Annotated in this window: 15 protein-coding genes; 5 read left to right on the top strand and 10 right to left on the bottom strand. The window is 57.2% G+C overall.

Translation table 11 applies throughout. The features are described from left to right. Positions 1 to 193 precede the first annotated feature (193 nt). Positions 194 to 1,054: a MurR/RpiR family transcriptional regulator gene (locus NTD86_RS23795; RefSeq protein ID WP_262205914.1), complete on the top strand. Its 861-nt coding sequence runs from the start codon at positions 194 to 196 to the stop codon at positions 1,052 to 1,054. A gap of 68 nt (positions 1,055 to 1,122) precedes the next feature. On the opposite strand, the gene NTD86_RS23790 is transcribed toward NTD86_RS23795, so the two are convergent. From NTD86_RS23790 to NTD86_RS23765, 6 genes are all read right to left on the bottom strand, one after another. After that, positions 1,123 to 1,986, bottom strand: a complete 864-nt coding sequence (locus tag NTD86_RS23790; RefSeq protein ID WP_262205831.1) for a D-hexose-6-phosphate mutarotase — start codon at positions 1,984 to 1,986, stop codon at positions 1,123 to 1,125. A 143-nt stretch (positions 1,987 to 2,129) separates the two neighbouring features. After that, positions 2,130 to 3,479, bottom strand: a complete 1,350-nt coding sequence (locus NTD86_RS23785; protein ID WP_262205830.1) for a carbohydrate porin — start codon at positions 3,477 to 3,479, stop codon at positions 2,130 to 2,132. A 93-nt stretch (positions 3,480 to 3,572) separates the two neighbouring features. Beyond that, on the bottom strand, positions 3,573 to 4,736 hold the full coding sequence (locus NTD86_RS23780; RefSeq protein WP_262205829.1) for an ABC transporter ATP-binding protein: 1,164 nt from the start codon (positions 4,734 to 4,736) through the stop codon (positions 3,573 to 3,575). A gap of 2 nt (positions 4,737 to 4,738) precedes the next feature. Next, entirely contained in the window at positions 4,739 to 5,584 is an 846-nt protein-coding gene (locus tag NTD86_RS23775; RefSeq protein ID WP_262205828.1) for a carbohydrate ABC transporter permease, read from the bottom strand. Beyond that, on the bottom strand, positions 5,577 to 6,485 hold the full coding sequence (locus tag NTD86_RS23770; protein WP_262205827.1) for a carbohydrate ABC transporter permease: 909 nt from the start codon (positions 6,483 to 6,485) through the stop codon (positions 5,577 to 5,579). Before NTD86_RS23770 ends, NTD86_RS23775 begins: the two co-directional genes overlap by 8 nt. Before the next feature lie 113 nt (positions 6,486 to 6,598). Next, positions 6,599 to 7,885 (bottom strand): ABC transporter substrate-binding protein, encoded by a 1,287-nt coding sequence (locus NTD86_RS23765; RefSeq protein ID WP_262205826.1) that lies wholly within the window; start codon positions 7,883 to 7,885, stop codon positions 6,599 to 6,601. A 350-nt stretch (positions 7,886 to 8,235) separates the two neighbouring features. On the opposite strand from NTD86_RS23765, the gene NTD86_RS23760 reads away from it, so the two are divergent. Continuing rightward, entirely contained in the window at positions 8,236 to 8,883 is a 648-nt protein-coding gene (locus NTD86_RS23760) for an AP2 domain-containing protein (RefSeq protein ID WP_262205825.1), read from the top strand. A gap of 364 nt (positions 8,884 to 9,247) precedes the next feature. Here the strand turns inward: NTD86_RS23760 and NTD86_RS23755 are convergent, their stop codons facing one another. The 4 genes from NTD86_RS23755 to edd form a co-directional block, all read right to left on the bottom strand. Further along, complete coding sequence (locus NTD86_RS23755) at positions 9,248 to 10,708, bottom strand: ATP-binding protein (protein WP_262205824.1); 1,461 nt, start codon at positions 10,706 to 10,708, stop codon at positions 9,248 to 9,250. Next, positions 10,698 to 11,429 (bottom strand): response regulator, encoded by a 732-nt coding sequence (locus tag NTD86_RS23750; protein ID WP_262205823.1) that lies wholly within the window; start codon positions 11,427 to 11,429, stop codon positions 10,698 to 10,700. The genes NTD86_RS23755 and NTD86_RS23750 overlap by 11 nt, the downstream gene beginning before the upstream one ends. 110 nt (positions 11,430 to 11,539) lie before the next feature. After that, positions 11,540 to 12,496 (bottom strand): glucokinase, encoded by a 957-nt coding sequence (locus tag NTD86_RS23745; RefSeq protein WP_262205822.1) that lies wholly within the window; start codon positions 12,494 to 12,496, stop codon positions 11,540 to 11,542. Next, positions 12,493 to 14,319, bottom strand: a complete 1,827-nt coding sequence (gene edd / locus NTD86_RS23740) for a phosphogluconate dehydratase (protein ID WP_262205821.1) — start codon at positions 14,317 to 14,319, stop codon at positions 12,493 to 12,495. The genes NTD86_RS23745 and edd overlap by 4 nt, the downstream gene beginning before the upstream one ends. A 207-nt stretch (positions 14,320 to 14,526) precedes the next feature. Between edd and gap the strand changes: the two genes are divergently transcribed. From gap to NTD86_RS23725, 3 genes are all read left to right on the top strand, one after another. After that, complete coding sequence (gap, locus tag NTD86_RS23735) at positions 14,527 to 15,528, top strand: type I glyceraldehyde-3-phosphate dehydrogenase (protein ID WP_262205820.1); 1,002 nt, start codon at positions 14,527 to 14,529, stop codon at positions 15,526 to 15,528. Between the two features lie 4 nt (positions 15,529 to 15,532). Then, a complete protein-coding gene (locus NTD86_RS23730) occupies positions 15,533 to 15,997 on the top strand; it encodes a methylglyoxal synthase (RefSeq protein WP_262205819.1) in 465 nt (154 codons plus the stop codon). Between the two features lie 203 nt (positions 15,998 to 16,200). After that, positions 16,201 to 16,719 (top strand): RNA polymerase sigma factor, encoded by a 519-nt coding sequence (locus tag NTD86_RS23725; RefSeq protein ID WP_262205818.1) that lies wholly within the window; start codon positions 16,201 to 16,203, stop codon positions 16,717 to 16,719. Positions 16,720 to 16,745 lie beyond the last annotated feature (26 nt).

The raw sequence follows: 16,745 nt of genomic DNA, 5'->3' as shown, positions 1-16,745 counted from the left end.
CTTTTATCAAGTTAAGCTACAAATACCTTTTTTCAAGGCATCACTCAAGGAAAAATGTAGTAATAAACACAACATTTTCTCTAAATGCAGATTCCCGCTAGTGGTCATCACAGGCCACCAGTAGGATAGGCCACCTTACGAACCGCTTAGTACGGTTAATGCATCGCTGACCCAAGGAACATAAATGGACCGCGTGCGAAATTTACTCGAACAGATCAAAGGCCGCCTCGAAGAGCTGAACAAGGCTGAGCGCAAGGTAGCCGAAATAATTCTCCAAAACCCACAACAGGCGACTCGTTTCAGTATTGCTGCACTGGCCCAGGCGGCATCGGTCAGCGAGCCTACGGTCAATCGCTTCTGTCGTTCGTTTGGGGTCAGTGGTTATCCGGAGTTGAAACTGCAACTGGCACAGAGCCTGGCCAGTGGTGCAGCTTACGTGAGCCGAGCCGTTGAAGCGGATGATAATCCGGCGGCCTACACACAAAAGATCTTTGGCAGCGCGATCGCGTCGCTGGACACCGCCTGCCAGGCGCTGGACCCGAACCTGATCAGTCGCGCCGTCGACTTGTTGATCCAGGCGCGGCAAATCCACTTCTTCGGGCTAGGTGCTTCGGCCCCGGTGGCGCTGGATGCGCAGCACAAGTTCTTCCGCTTTAATCTCGCGGTCACGGCCCATGCTGACGTGCTGATGCAACGCATGATCGCCTCGGTGGCGCACACTGGGGAATTGTTCGTGATTATTTCCTACACGGGCCGTACCCGCGAGCTGGTCGAAGTCGCACGCATTGCCCGCGCCAACGGAGCATCGGTGCTGGGCCTGACCGCCGAGAATTCACCGCTGGCCAAGGCCAGCACCTTGAGCCTGAACATCCCGTTGCCTGAAGACACGGACATTTACATGCCCATGACCTCGCGCATTATCCAGCTCACCGTGCTGGATGTGCTGGCCACCGGCATGACCTTGCGCCGCGGCGTGGACTTCCAACCGCACCTGCGCAAAATCAAAGAAAGCCTGAACGCCAGCCGTTATCCGGTGGGGGACGAGTTCAACTGATCACTGCCTCGCGGTTTTTTGGAAGATCAAAAGATCGCGAGGCAGTTGGCTCCTACAGTTATTTGGGGTTACGCGTTACACAGCCCCGCCCACGCCTGCAGGCTCAAGTGCGCCTGTTCACCCGGAGCCAGGCTTTGGGTCTGGGCGCGAGCACTGGTTGATTCAACACACACAAACCCCATCACCTCACTCCAGCTCACGCCCAGCAAGGGCCGTTTGCCGGGGTGCCACACCACGGTGCTGGCGTGATCGCCGGTATCAATGCTTAAGGCCCGCTGCCACGCGTGGTCGTTGAGCTGCATTTCACCTTCGTGCTGGAACACACGCTGGCAGCCGCCCGCCACCCGCAATTCGCCTTTTTGCTGGCAAACCTCGCGATTGAGCTGGTCATAACCGTGCACACCGTCAAGTCCGGACAGCGCTACCTCCGCCACGTCGCCAATGCGCCAGTAAGCCCGCAACGCCTGGCTGACCTGGCAGGGTTCATCGTCCTGGTGCTCAGTGCTCAAGCGCAGGTCCATGCTCTCGCCCAACCGGGCATGCAGGTCCACCTGCCAGTCACACAGTTGCAAACGCCAGTGCAACGACACGCCCTCTTCATCCGAACTGCTGTCCAGCAACTTCCAGTCGATCAGCCGCGCCCAGCCATGGGACGGCCAGGCGTTCTCGCTGGGATGGCGCCCGTACCAAGGCCAGAAAATCGGCACACCACCACGGATCGCACCCACCTGAGGCCATTTGGCCGCACACCAGAGCCAAGGCTTTTGCCCGGTCGGTTTGAAGTGCAGCAACTGCGCACCTTGACGGCTGAACACGGCCTGACAGTGTGGGTGGTCGATCACCAATACGTCGCGTTGCTGAAAACGCTCCCACTGGAAAACCGGCTGCTCACGCTTTGATTTGAAAAAACGGTGAAGCGGATGCTCATGCATGTGCCACAGTCCTGAAAATCATGTCGCCCAACCCTTTGGGAGCCGGCGCGTCTGCCACCAGGCCACCCTCCCCCAAAAAAAACCGGATAGCACAGGCTATCCGGAAAATACGCACAACGAAAAGGAGCTTATCGCAACAACCGTTAGAAGACCGACTGAATTTTCAGGCCAGCCACCAGTGCGTTGTCCACTTTGTCCACACCACCCGGATGCGTGATGTACTGCAAGTTGGGACGCACGGTCAGCCAATTGGTCACGTGGATACCGTAGTTAAGTTCATAGTTGTACTCGGTGTTACGCAGTGGCGCGTACAACGGGTTATCAAAGTTGCTCACGTCATTGGCGGCGTTGGCCAATTCGGCGTTTTTACGCACTTGATCGTTGACGTGGATGCGCGCAAAACCGATTCCGATGTCATCTTTTGGACGGGCATCGAACGGTCCCTTGTAGACAAACATCAGCGACTGGTAGTTGTCGACGATGTTGGTGGCCTTGTCATGGAAGGTCGCGTTGGCAGCGACGTTCAGGCCGCGCGACGCATCACCGTTGTGACTGGTGAGTTGCTGCTGCACAACCAGCCAGTAGCCGTGCTTGCTGTCGTGCATGCGGTACGGTTGGCCGGTGCTGGCAGCGTCCTGACCGTTGATGTCTTCACGCAGGTCGGGAGCTGGCGCCGAGCTTTTGTAGTAGCCGATACGGTATTCGCCCGGCAGGTTGTTGACCTTGGGCGACCAGACCAGCTCGACCGGCAAGACTGTCCCCTTGGTACCACTACCGTTGAGCTTGAAGCCGTTGCCGTGCTCCAGTTGCGACGGGTTCTGGTTATAGGCGCCGATCTGCGCGTAGAACTCGGGCGTGATGTTGTATTTCACCCGCAAGGCGGCCTGGCTGACCGGCCAGTTGTACCAGATGTTGGTCGCCCAGTTACCGACCTGCGAGCCACAGAACGCGAGGTTCTGGAAGTCGCACGGGAAGGTGTTGAAGTCTTCGCCTTCGCCAAAGTAACCGGCTTTGACGTCGAGCTTGCCGTCAAGGAACTGATGCTGAATGTAGAGCTGAGTCAAGCGCACCATGTGCCCACGCCCATAGACCTCTTGAGACGAGCTCAAGGTGCCGGCACGCGGATCGCCGACACGGTCATTGGAAATGTTTTCACCGTTACGGTTGGTGAGCTGGATCTTGGCCTGGGTGTTATCCCAACCCCACAGCTTTTGCAGGTCCAGTGCCACGCCCAGGCCGAACTGATCGCTGTATCGCGCCGTTTTGTTGTGGTTGTAGCCGCCAGACAGGTTGGCACCTACTTCCCCCACGTAGTCCGCCTTGATGTCGATCCCCTGATCAATGAGCTTGGTCCGCTCGCCTCCCCAGTCCCCGGTCATCCATTTCGAGTCGGCACTGAAGGCGTCGTCTGCCATCGCATTGGCAGACATAACCAGCACGGCGGCTGCTGACAGCTGGCAGATCAACCGGGTATTGCCGTGTTGCTTTTTCATCCCAAAATCCTCGTCTTTTGTTATTAACTGTTTTTATCTAACGCGGTTTACAACATCTTCAGCTCGAAACAACACGCGTCCTTGAGTGCAGCTTTAGCGTCCTTTGAATTGGGCGACGTTGTCGCCCCGAGTGTTCTGGGCGGGTAATTCGGCGCCAATGCCTAAACGCTCGCCTGTCTGGGCATCAAACAGCAGTACCTTGCTCGGATCGAACTGCAAGTTCAGGCTCTCACCCACTTGCGGTGCGACATCAGGTGCCAGTCGGCAGCAGACCTTGACGTCATTGAGCTGTACAAAAACCAAAGTGTCCGGCCCGGTTGGCTCGGTCACTTTGACTTCAGCACGAATCGTTGGCAGCCCATTGGGCTCTTGTGGTGCCAGCATGATTTGCTCGGCACGGATTCCGACGATGACATCCCGGTCTTCAAGCCCTGCGTCCTGCACCCCCAGCGGCAGTTCACAACGTGCCTGCCCGCTGTCTAGCACGGCCATCAAGCGGCCGTCCTGACGCTTCAAGCGTAGACCAATGAAATTCATTGGCGGTGAACCGATGAAACTGGCGACGAACAGGTTGGCCGGATCGTTGTAGATCTGTTTGGGCGTACCGAACTGCTGAATGATCCCGTCCTTCATGACCGCAACCTTGTCGCCCAGGGTCATGGCTTCAATCTGGTCGTGGGTCACGTAGACCGTGGTGGTCTTCAGCCGCTGGTGCATCAGTTTCATTTCGGTGCGCATCTCGACCCGCAGCTTGGCGTCGAGGTTGGACAGCGGTTCGTCGAACAGATAGATCTTGGGCCGACGGGCCAGCGCGCGGCCCATCGCCACACGCTGCTGCTGCCCACCGGACAACTGGCCGGGCTTGCGATTGAGCAAGTGCTCGATCTGCAATAACTTGGCAACCCGTGCCACTTCTTCATCAATGGCCGACTGCGGCATCTTGCGGATTTTGAGGCCGAACTCGATGTTCTCGCGCACGCTCATGGTCGGGTACAACGCGTAGGACTGAAACACCATGGCGATGTCCCGATCCTTGGGGCTCATGCCACTGACGTCTTGATCATCAATCATGATCGCGCCGCCCGTGATGTTTTCCAGCCCCGCAATGCAGTTCATCAGCGTTGACTTGCCGCAGCCCGAAGGCCCCACCAGGATCAAAAACTCGCCGTCCTTGATCGACAGTTCAATATTCTTGAGGGTGTCTGGCAGGCCAGCACCATACGTTTTGTTTACGTTACGAAGCTCGAGCGTTGCCATGATTACCCCTTGACCGCGCCGGCTGTGAGCCCGCGCACGAAATACTTGCCTGCGACCACATAGACCAGCAGGGTCGGCAGCCCGGCGATCATCGCCGCAGCCATATCAACGTTGTATTCCTTAACCCCGGTACTGGTGTTGACCAGATTGTTCAGCGCCACGGTAATGGGCTGTGAATCGCCACTGGAAAACACCACACCGAACAGGAAGTCGTTCCAGATCTGGGTGAACTGCCAAATCAGGCAGACCATGATGATCGGGGTCGACATCGGCAAAATGATCCGCCGAAAAATGGTGAAGAAACCCGCGCCATCCAGACGTGCGGCCTTCACCAGCGCATCGGGAATGCTGACGTAGTAGTTACGGAAAAACAGCGTGGTAAACGCCAGCCCGTAAACGATGTGAACGATCACCAGGCCCGTGGTGGTACTGGCCAGGCCTATCTTGCCGAGGGTAAACGAGGCCGGTAGCAGCACCGTTTGAAACGGCAGGAAGCAGCCAAACAGCAGCAACCCGAAGAACAGTTGCGAACCGCGAAAACGCCACATCGACAACACGTAGCCGTTCAACGCGCCAATGGCAGTTGAGGCCAGCACCGCCGGAACGGTGATTTTGATCGAATTCCAAAAGTAGCCGTCAACCGTGGCCCAGGCTTTGACCCAGCCTATGCCAGTGATTACGCTCGGCCAGCTCAGCAAGTTACCGGTGCTGATGTCTTCCGGGGTTTTGAAGCTGGTCAACAGCATCACCACCAAGGGCACCAGATAAAGCAGTACCGCAACAATCAGCACCGTATAGATCGCGATGCGGCTCAGGCTGATTGAGCGTTTGCCGACAAGACTAGTCATTTCGTTTAGCCCTCAGCTCGGAATACAGGTAAGGCACGATGATCGCCAGAATCGCCCCCAGCATCAGAATCGCACTGGCCGAGCCCATGCCCATCTGGCCGCGGGTAAAGGTGAAGGAATACATGAACATCGCCGGCAGATCAGACGAATACCCCGGACCGCCGGCGGTCATTGCCGCTACCAGGTCAAAACTCTTGATTGCGATGTGCGCCAGAATCATCACCGCACTGAAGAACACCGGACGCAGGCTTGGCAGCACAACTTTCCAGTAAATACGCGGCAAACTCGCGCCATCAATTTGAGCGGCACGAATGATCGATTGATCAACGCCACGCAGGCCGGCGAGGAACATCGCCATGATAAAACCCGACGCTTGCCAGACGGCCGCGATCACCAGGCAATAGACCACGCGATCAGGGTCGATCAGCCAGTCCAGGCGAAAGCCTTGCCAGCCCCAGTCACGCAGCAGCTTGTCCAGGCCCATACCAGGGTTGAGCAACCACTTCCAGGCTGTACCGGTGACGATCATCGACAGCGCCATCGGGTACAGGTAAATCGTGCGGATGAACCCTTCGCGGCGTATACGCTGATCGAGGAACACCGCCAGCGTGACACCGATCACCAGGGTGATACCGATAAACATGCCACCGAACACCATCAAGTTCTTGCTGGCAACCCACCAACGGTCGTTGTCGAACAAACGCTGGTACTGCGCCAGGCCAGCCCACTTGTAGGTCGGCAGGAAGGTCGAAGTGGTGAACGACAGAACGAACGTCCACAGAATGTAGCCATAGAAGCCCACCAATACGATGATCATGCTGGGCGCCAGTACCAGTTTTGGCAGCCAGCGTTGCAGAACATCGAAGGGAGAGACTTTCCTGAACGCAGCAACAGAACTCATGGAGAAAATCCGTGCGAGGAAAAAGTAGAGACTGCTCCGGGTACAAGGGAGCTTGTCTCGCGATCTTTTAGAACCTCAAAAGATCGCGAGGCGAGCTCGCTCCTACAGGAGGGTTACTTGGCGGACTTGATCGCTGCGCCAAGTTTTTTGGCGGTATCGGCCGGATCCGCTTTAGGGTCGTTGATGTAATTGGTAATTACGTCAAAGAAGGCCCCTTGAACGGCCGGTGAGGTCGCCATGTTGTGCGCCATGCTTGGCAGCAGGCCGCCGGTTTGAGCGTCTGCCAGGAAGTCCTTGGCAGAGGTTTGTGCGCAGGCGTCAAATCCGAGCTTTTCCATGTTGCTCAGCATGTCTTTGCGAACCGGGATCGAACCCTTGTTGATGCTGAACGTTTTCTGGAAGTTTTCACCCAGAGCCACTTTGGCAATGTCCTGCTGACCGGCCTTGGTACCCTCGTCTTTAACCTTGAACACCGCCAAAGAGTCGATGTTGTAGGTGAAAGCCTTGTCGGTACCCGGGAAGGCTACGCATTCGTAGTCTTTACCGGCGATCTTCTTGGAGGCAGTCCATTCACTCTTGGCCCAATCCCCCATGATCTGCATGCCAGCCTTGCCGTTGATGACTTTGGCCGCTTCCAGGTTCCAGTCCTGGCCTTTGCCATCGGCGTCCATGTAGGTCGCGACTTTCTTGAGTTCGGTCAGTGCCTTGACCATTTGCGGGCCGGTCAAAGCATCATTGTCGAGATCAACCAGAGCTTTTTTGTAGCCATCGACGCCCATGACCGAGAGCACAACGGCTTCAAACACCGTGCTGTCCTGCCAAGGCTGGCCACCGTGGGCAAGCGGGATAAAGCCCGCAGCCTTGAGTTTGTCACCGGCGGCGTAGAATTCTTCAAGGGTGGTCGGCGGTTTTTCGATACCGGCTTTCTTGAAGACTTCAGGGTTGATCCACAGCCAGTTCACACGGTGGATGTTCACCGGCACGGCCACGTAATCACCGTCGTACTTCACGGTGTCGGAGACTTTCTTGTCGAGCAGGCTGTCCCACTTTTCGTCTTTGGCGACAGTCTTCAACACGTCAGTGTCGAGCAGGCCGGTAGAAGCCCATTCCTGGATGTCCGGGCCTTTGATCTGCGCCATGCCTGGCGGGTTACCCGCAACAGCACGGCTTTTGAGCACGGTCATCGCAGTGGCGCCGCCACCCCCGGCAACCGCGCCGTCTTTCCAGGTGAAACCGTCTTTCTCAACTTGGGCTTTGAGTACATCTACGGCCGCTTTTTCACCCCCTGAAGTCCACCAATGCACCACTTCGACCGAACCTTTCGAGTCGGCGGCATAGCTGCTCAGGGGGAATAGAGTGGCGAGTGAGATAACGACGGCGAGGCGATTGAATGAATTCATGAGAGGCCCTTTCTTGTTGTTATAGCTGTGCAAGTCTTTGTGCTTGCGCTACGGATGAGTGTATCCACGCTCCAGGCGTCTCAAGTAACGAACAGACGTGTGATTGTCACCATCCAGTGACAATCAACGCGCCGCGTTGAGACGCTTGCGATATTTCAGTATGGGCAACGTGAATCCTCTTATGGGTCAGAGCTTTCGATTTCTTTATGAGATTCAGTTTTTTCCGCGTTGCCTGTAGGACGCATCCCGAAGTCGTTTTCCCACGTTGTACCCGCAAATAACATCAGCGAGTCTCCTACTCATCGTCGTAGAAAATGAACGGATGCCGACCCTCTCAGGAGATATGAGCCATGTCAGAACGTAACTCAAGAACCCGAAACCATTGCTTCATTTACCCCCTGAAAGATAAGGAAGGTCAGCCCTACGCCTGGAAAATCGACATCCAGCGCTCGGGCAAAGCCCACGTGCATTACTTCGATTTTGCCGAATATGGCGGGGAGATTGGCGCCCTTGAAGCCGCCGAAGCCTTGCGCAATCAACTGGTGTTGAAAATGCCGCAGTCCTTCAGCTATGAAGACCGCCAGCGACTAATGCCACATAACACCAGCGGCCACCCTGGGGTGTATCGGGTCCAGTCCAATCAGATTGACTACTGGCGTGCGACCACGCGCATTCATGGCTACAACCTGAGCAAGAGTTTTCGCATTGATAAGTATGGCGATGAGCAAGCCAAGCAAATGGCGCTGGATGAGCGTGAACGGCAATTAACGCTGTGCAGTGACCCGTACGATATCGCCATGGAAAAGCTGCAGCAGCATTTCAGCCAGACCAGCAAGCGGGTGCGCGAAAATCGTATCAAGGCGGCCATGTACAAGCCCCGCGAACAAAAGACCGCGGCTGAAGTGGCTTTAAACTCTCAACAGGAACGAGTGCTGCCTATCAGTGCGGAGCAAGCGAGCCTGTCTATCAGTCGACATTTTGCGGCCAGTCATAAATAAGGCGCCCCACAGTGACCACACCCGACTCTGATTTCAACGCCGTACAAGACTAAACACCGAGCTCTAAACGGCCTCGTAGCTCCCACTCACTCTCAGCCTCTGCCTCATCCCGCGTTATCCCTCTTTTCAGTTCTCAATGAAGCAGGGATCAATCCTGGCAGCTTATCCAGTGACATTTCCCGGTATACGCGATGGATATCGACCGAACGGCGCGCTGCCTGAAGGTCGATTGGATGTTGTGCCAGCGTTGGAGGTTCTTGAGACCGGATCGGTCTTTGACGCCATTACGCCCTCACACTGAGTTTTCGTTAAAAAACACCCCATGCAGCGGCATTGGAGCGCTGAGAGTACTCACTGCGCTTTATCAGTCGCCCATTCGCGGTAAATACAACGTCACCCGCAAGCCGCCCGTGCGCAGGTTTTGCAAACTCACTTCACCGCCATGGCTATGGGCAATGCTCCGTGCGATGCCCAACCCCAAGCCATAGCCCTGCTGTTGCCCGGACAAACGGAAGTGCGGTTCAAATACTTGCTCAAGGCGCTGTTCGGGCACGCCCGGCCCCTCATCGTCCACCGTCAGTACAAATGCCTGTTCGTTGTCTTCTATGCGCAAGTGCGCGTTGGTGCCGTACTTGAGCGCGTTATCAATCAGGTTGCCCATGCAGCGGCGCAAGGCCAGAGGTTTGCCGGGGTAAGGGCTGGCTGCTCGCCCCTGCAAGGTTACGTGGCCATTACCGTGTGGCAGCACATAGGGTTCAATCAGACAATCAAGCAAGGTGTTGACGTCCACCGGCTCGATATTCTCGTGAATGTCAGTGTCTTTCACGCATTGCAATGCGCCCTTGACCAGCATTTCCAGCTCATCCAGGTCGCGGCCAAACTTGTTTTGCAGTTGCTCGTCATCCAGCAGTTCCACGCGCAGGCGCAAACGCGTAATAGGCGTGCGCAAGTCATGGGAGATGGCGCTGAACAATTGACCGCGCTCGGTCAGGTAACGGCTGATGCGTGCGCGCATGGTATTAAACGCGCGCCCCACTTCAACCACTTCGCTACCTCCGCCCACTTCCACGGGCTGGACCTCATCCTCACCCAAAGACATGTCGCGAGCCGCTCTGGCCAAACGCTTGAGCGGACGGCTTTGCCAATGCACCAACAAGCCAATGAACAACAACAAGAAGATGCTGCTCAGCACAATAAACCATAGCTGCAACGCAGGCAGACCTTGCTCCTCCAGGCTGGTGTAAGGCTGTGGCAGCAAGGACGCAATGTACAGCCACTCCCCTGGCGCCATCTGGATTTGCGTCACCAGCACTGGCGGATCGACGGGCTCCAGGGTCAAGGCAAAATGCGCCCAGGAGCGTGGCAGTTCGTCGAGCTTCAGGCCGGCGTTAAAGATGCGTAAGTCCTTGGGGCTCACAAACTTTACCGACAGATCGACATCGGGCCCCAGCGACTGGCGTAGCACCTGGTCCACCGCGTCCAGTACCGCCTGTTTGCGCTGGGATGGGGGAAGCACCTGCATTTCGAGGGGCTTGTCATTGAGGCTCACGACAAATCGCGTGCCGCCCATGCTGCGCATTTGATCCAGTACCAGCGGGCGATACGCCAGCGGCAGGGAGCGCAAGTACGTCACCGTGGCATTCATCGAATGCGCCATGCTATTGGCGCTGTTGACCAGCCCTTCAAGCTGGGTGGTACGCAACTGTGAGAGCCAGATCGCACTGGACAGAGTCTGCGCCAGCAAAATGGCCAGCAGCGTCAGCAGCAACATCCGGCCCAGGAGTGAACGGGGGACATGCAAACGGGATAAAAACTTAATGGCCATTTCCGACGGTGACCTCAGCTGCCAACTGATAACCGCTGCCACGGATCGTACGGATCAGCCTTGGCGGCTTTTCGGTGTCGCGCAGGCGCTGGCGCAACCGGCTGACCGCCATATCGACAATACGATCCAGCGGCATCAAATCACGGCCACGGGTGGCGTTGCCAATCATGTCGCGATCCAGGATCTGCTGCGGGTTATCCAGAAACAGTTTGAGCAAAGCGAAATCAGCCCCGGACAAAATCACCTCTTCGCCATCGGCATGGAACAGCCGATGGGTCACAGTGTTGAGCCGCCATTCGTCGAACATCATGACTTCATGACCGGTGCTCGCACTGGAAAACTGCGCACGGCGCAACAAGGCCTTGATACGCGCTTGAAGCTCACGGGGGCTGAATGGCTTGCCCAGATAATCATCGGCGCCCAGCTCAAGACCGATCACCCGGTCGGCCTCATCGGAGCTGGCGGTGAGCATGATGATCGGGGTTTGTGCAAAACGCGGATGCTGACGCACCCAACGGCACAGGCTGAAACCGTCTTCGTCGGGCAGCATGACGTCCAGGATCAATAAATCGCTGGCCTGCTCATCAAGCGCCCGCCTGAAACCCGCGCCGTCGGCCACGGTACGAACCTGAAAGCCGGCACGGGTGAGATAAATATCAAGGAGCTCGCGAATTTCCTGGTCATCATCGACCAGCAAAATAGATTTGCCGGGTGTGGTCACAGGTGCTGATCCTTATTGTTGTTATGGACGAAAGATCACTGGATAGGAGCGAGCTTGCCTCGCGATCTTTTCAAAGGTCAAAAGATCGCCAGACAAGCTCGCCCCTACAGTCAACCGAACGCTTGTTGCAACGCCACGCCCGCGCCGATCAGCCCCGAATAAGGCGCTGTCACCAGCCACACCGGGATGCCTTTGAGATAGTCGCTCATGCAGCCTTTATCGGCAAAGCTTCGGGCAAAGCCGCTGTTTACAAAAATATCGGCAAAGCGCGGGATCACGCCGCCGACAATGTAAACCCCGCCACGCCCGCCGACCGTCAGCACATTGTTCCCCGCCACACGGCCCAGCCAGCAACTGAAATGCTCCAGCACTTGCAGCGCCACCGGATCGCCCTCCAGGGCCGCGGCTGTGATCGCGCGGTCGCTGTCCAGCACAGGCTCATGCCCATCGACGGCACAGATTGCCCGGTAGACGCGCGGCAAACCGCTGCCGCTCAAGATGCTTTCGGCGCTCACATGGCCTATTTCGTTATAGATGTGCTGCCACAATTTCACCTCACGCGGGTTGCTCATGGGCAGGTCCACATGCCCCCCTTCCCCTGGCAAGGCCATCCATTGTTCGTTGCCCAGGTTGAGCAAGGTGCCCACCCCAAGGCCCGTGCCAGGCCCGATGACCACTGCCGGGCGCGCGGTGTCCGCAATGCCGGGGCATACTTGGCGTACGTCTTCGGGTTGCAGGCGCGTCATGCCCAGCGCCATGGCGCTGAAGTCATTGATCAGCAGCAAGTGATCGACCTGCAAGGTCTCGCAAAACGCTGACCGGCTCAAACGCCAATGGTTGTTAGTAAAGCGAAACTCGTCGCCACTGACGGGGCCAGCGACCGACAGACACACCGAACCGACCGCCCCTGGCGCCAGGTTCAAACTGTTGAGATAAACGCTGATTGCGTCTTCCGGACACGCGTAATCAGCAGTGGCCAACACGCTGACAGAACGCAACTGCTCGTCTTCCCAGAGGGCAAAACGGGCGTTGGTGCCACCAATATCACCGACGAGGGCGAGTTTCATTTCAGGGATTCCAGAGACGAGGTAAAGGTACTCGCGCCCTGCTCGGCCGAACTGAAGGCCTGACGCATAAACGCAAACAACTCGCGCCCGGTCCCGACGGCATTGCTCAAGGTGCCGACAGCCGGGGTGCGTGCGGCGAATTCTGCCTCATCCACCAGCAGTTGCAACGTGCCTTTTACACCATCGACACGAATCATGTCGCCGTCCTGGACCCGCGCCAGCGCACCGCCCACCTCGGCTTCGGGGCTGACATGTATCGCCGCCGGGATCTTGCCCGATGCACCGGACATACGGCCGTCAGTAATCAGTGCCACCTTGAAGCCGCGATCCTGCAACACGCCCAGGAATGGCGTCATTTTGTGCAGCTCAGGCATGCCATTGGAGCGCGGGCCCTGGAAGCGCATCACGGCGACAAAATCGCGCTCCAGTTCACCGGCCTTGAACGCGTCGGCCAGTTGCTGCTGATCCTGGAAAACTCGCGCCGGGGCTTCAACAATCTGGTGCTCAGGCGCAACCGCCGAGACCTTCATGACCCCACGTCCCAAGTTGCCTTCCATCACCCGCAAGCCGCCCTCGGACGAGAACGCGCGAGCTACCGGACGCAAGATCGTCTCATCCAGACTCTCAATCGGACCATCACGCCAGACCAGTTGGCCATCCACCAGGAATGGCTCACGGGTGTAGCGACTCAACCCGAAACCGGCCACGGTATTGACGTTCTCGTGCAACAACCCGGCTTCGAGCAGCTCACGAATCAGGAATGCCATGCCGCCCGCGGCCTGGAAGTGGTTGATGTCGGCTTTGCCGTTTGGATACACATGGGACAGGGTCGGCACCACCTCGGAGAGGTCGGCCATGTCTTGCCAGGTCAACTGAATCCCCGCCGCCATGGCAATCGCCGGCATGTGCAGGGTGTGGTTGGTGGAGCCGCCGGTGGCGTGCAGGGCGACGATGGAATTGACCAGCGAACGCTCGTCCACGATCTCGCCCAGCGGTGTGAAATTACCGCTTTGCTGTGTCAGGCGGGTGACTTGGTGTGCGGCTTCACGGGTCAGCGCATCGCGTAGAGGCGTGTAGGGATTGACAAAGGAGGCGCCGGGCAAGTGCAGCCCCATCACTTCCATCAGCAACTGGTTGGTGTTGGCGGTGCCGTAGAAGGTGCAGGTGCCGGGGCTGTGGTACGACTTCATCTCGGACTCCAGCAGCTCTTCGCGGCTGGCCTTGCCTTCGGCGTAGCGCTGGCGTACGTCGGCCTTTTCCTTGTTGGAAATCCCGGACGGCATCGGCCCACCCGGTACAAAGATGGTCGGCAAGTGGCCGAAACGCAAAGCGCCCATCAGCAGGCCCGGTACGATTTTGTCGCAAATCCCCAGCATCAGCGCCGCGTCGAACATGTTGTGCGACAGCGCAACGGCGGTCGACAGTGCGATCACTTCGCGGCTCAACAGGCTCAGCTCCATCCCCGCTTCGCCCTGGGTCACGCCGTCACACATGGCCGGTGTGCCGCCCGCGAACTGGCCCACCGAGCCCATTTCTCGCAGCGCCTGCTTGATCTGATCAGGGAAATGCTCGTAGGGCTGATGCGCCGACAGCATGTCGTTATATGACGAAACAATTGCGACGTTGGCCGCATTCATCAGCTTGAGGGTGTTTTTGTCTTCTGCGCCACATCCGGCCACGCCATGCGCAAAGTTTGCACATTGCAGCTTGCCGCGTTGCGGTCCGTCACTGGCAGCGTCACGAATAAGCGTCAGGTACGCCTCGCGGGTAGCTCGACTGCGGGCAATAAGACGCTCGGTGACTTCAAGAACGCGGGGATGCATGTGTTGAACTCCAGGCTAACGGATGTGGCGACCTGTGCGTGTCCTATGCTGACTGAGGCCCGCAGACGCGTGCTCAGTCGTTCGGACCCGTTGATTCAGGTCACTCGTTGTAGATAAAACAAAATATTGCCACTTAAATGGCTTGTTTTCTATTTTTATGAGAATAATCTTGTAATTCCAACAACAAATCGATGACAGGTGCTTTCAATGACAGTACGAATCGCAATCAATGGTTTTGGCCGGATCGGCCGTAACGTCCTGCGAGCACTGTATACCCAAGGCTATCGCCAGGACTTGCAGATCGTCGCAATCAACGATCTGGGCGACAGTTCGATCAATGCTCACCTGCTTAAGTACGACACCGTTCACGGCACGTTCGACGCCACAGTGGAGCATGATCAGGAAAGTCTGACGGTCAATGGTGACCGAATTGCGGTAACCGCCATTCGTAATCCGGTTGAACTGCCTTGGGCTGACCTTAATGTAGACGTGGTATTTGAGTGCACAGGGCACTTTACCGAACGCAGTAAAGCAGAGGCGCACCTTACTGCCGGTGCGCGCAAGGTGATTATCTCGGCGCCGGGTAAAAATGCCGATGCGACCGTGGTCTATGGCGTTAACCACGACATTCTTCGCCAATCGCATCAAATTATTTCCAACGCATCGTGCACGACCAACTGTCTGGCACCTGTGGCACAAATCCTCAACCGCGAATTCGGCATTGCCAACGGCTTGATGACCACCATCCATGCCTACACCAATGACCAGAACCTGACTGACGTTTATCACACTGACCCGTACCGCGCGCGTTCGGCCACGCACAACATGATCCCGAGCAAGACCGGCGCCGCCGAAGCGGTAGGCCTGGTATTGCCGGAACTGGCCGGCAAGCTGACCGGCATGGCAGTGCGCGTACCGGTGATCAACGTATCGCTGGTCGACCTGACCGTTGAACTCAAGCGCGAGGTCAGCGCGGAAGAAGTCAACGCGGTGTTTAAGGAGGCCAGCCAGCACTCTAAAGTGCTGGGCTACAACAGCCTGCCGCTGGTATCCAGCGACTTCAATCACAACCCGCTGTCGTCGATTTTCGATGCCAACCACACCAAGGTCAGTGGCAAGCTGCTAAAAGTACTGGCTTGGTACGACAACGAGTGGGGCTTCTCCAACCGCATGCTCGACAACTGCCTGGCGCTGCACAACGCGGAGTGACGCGATGATCGGTATCAGCTTCACCACGGCTACCTTGGCGGCGCGCAAGCGCATCGCCCTGGTAGCGCATGATCACTGCAAGGGCTTTTTGCTGGACTGGGCCGAACGCCACAAGGCAGCGCTCAGCCAGCACGATCTGTGCGCCACCGGCACCACAGGCTTGCTGTTGAGCCAGCGCCTCGGGCTGGCGATTGAAAGCATGATCAGCGGCCCGTTGGGCGGTGACCAGCAAGTGGGGGCGCAGATCGCCGAGCAGAAAATCGACATGCTGGTGTTTTTCTGGGACCCGTTCGAGCCTCAACCGCACGACCCGGACATCAAGGCGCTGCTGCGTGTGGCGGCGGTCTGGAACATTCCGGTGGCGAGCAATGAGTGCACTGCGGACTATTTGCTCAGCAGCCCCCTGATGAACCAGCCGCACGAACACCGCATCCCGGACTACGACGCGTATTTGAAAGGTCGCGTGTGAAACACTCGGTATAGAAGCAACCGCAGGCGATGATCGTTTAAAAGATCAAAAGATCGCAGCCTGCGGCAGCTCCTTCGCCAGCGTTCTCTTAATGTAAACCTCCCCGCCCTCACAGTAGTTATTTGCGCTTATTCAAAACATCACTTGACCAACAGCACAGATGATAAGCATTATCATTCGCTCAAAATCGGTCGGGTAGTACTGTGAGTCAGTCCCAGTTCAATCAAGTCTTCCTCACTCAGCGGATGACCTTGCTACGCACGTTACAGCGGATGGTGCATAACCCCAGCACCGCCGAGGACTTGCTGCAAGAGACTTACCTGCGGGTCACCCGTGCCTTGAACGAGCGTTCGGTCGAACACCTGGAACCGTTTGTTTATCAGACCGCGCGCAATCTGGCGCTCGACCATCTGCGTGCCCGGCGCATCCAGGCGCGAACGGTGGTTGAAGATGTACCGATCGAGGTGATCGAGGGGATTGCCTCGCCCCACAGCACCCCGGAAGAAGCCCATCAAGCGGCGCAATTACTGGAGCGTTTGAGTGTGAGCCTGAGCCAGTTGAGCGCCCGTCAGCAGCGGATTTTTATCCTCAGCCGGCTGCATGGCTGCAGTTATCAAGAGATCGCCCAAGAGCTTGACGTGTCATTGAGTACCGTTCAAAAGGAACTCAAATTGATCATGGCAATCTGCATCGGGGTAGCCGACAGGCTGAATCGGCCTTAACCTTGCCGTCAATGCCACGCCAACGC

It is taken from the genome of Pseudomonas sp. 7P_10.2_Bac1 (assembly GCF_025465935.1).
In the GTDB taxonomy this organism is placed as follows: domain Bacteria; phylum Pseudomonadota; class Gammaproteobacteria; order Pseudomonadales; family Pseudomonadaceae; genus Aquipseudomonas.
This window is presented reverse-complemented; position numbering and strand designations above follow the sequence as displayed.

Coding starts and splice junctions, on each gene's coding strand:
- NTD86_RS23790 (WP_262205831.1), bottom strand. CDS start 1,986: ATGCATGAGCATCCGCTTCACCGTTTTTTCAAATCAAAGCGTGAGCAG.
- NTD86_RS23785 (WP_262205830.1), bottom strand. CDS start 3,479: ATGAAAAAGCAACACGGCAATACCCGGTTGATCTGCCAGCTGTCAGCA.
- NTD86_RS23780 (WP_262205829.1), bottom strand. CDS start 4,736: ATGGCAACGCTCGAGCTTCGTAACGTAAACAAAACGTATGGTGCTGGC.
- NTD86_RS23775 (WP_262205828.1), bottom strand. CDS start 5,584: ATGACTAGTCTTGTCGGCAAACGCTCAATCAGCCTGAGCCGCATCGCG.
- NTD86_RS23770 (WP_262205827.1), bottom strand. CDS start 6,485: ATGAGTTCTGTTGCTGCGTTCAGGAAAGTCTCTCCCTTCGATGTTCTG.
- NTD86_RS23765 (WP_262205826.1), bottom strand. CDS start 7,885: ATGAATTCATTCAATCGCCTCGCCGTCGTTATCTCACTCGCCACTCTA.
- NTD86_RS23760 (WP_262205825.1), top strand. CDS start 8,236: ATGTCAGAACGTAACTCAAGAACCCGAAACCATTGCTTCATTTACCCC.
- NTD86_RS23755 (WP_262205824.1), bottom strand. CDS start 10,708: ATGGCCATTAAGTTTTTATCCCGTTTGCATGTCCCCCGTTCACTCCTG.
- NTD86_RS23745 (WP_262205822.1), bottom strand. CDS start 12,496: ATGAAACTCGCCCTCGTCGGTGATATTGGTGGCACCAACGCCCGTTTT.
- edd (WP_262205821.1), bottom strand. CDS start 14,319: ATGCATCCCCGCGTTCTTGAAGTCACCGAGCGTCTTATTGCCCGCAGT.
- gap (WP_262205820.1), top strand. CDS start 14,527: ATGACAGTACGAATCGCAATCAATGGTTTTGGCCGGATCGGCCGTAAC.
- NTD86_RS23730 (WP_262205819.1), top strand. CDS start 15,533: ATGATCGGTATCAGCTTCACCACGGCTACCTTGGCGGCGCGCAAGCGC.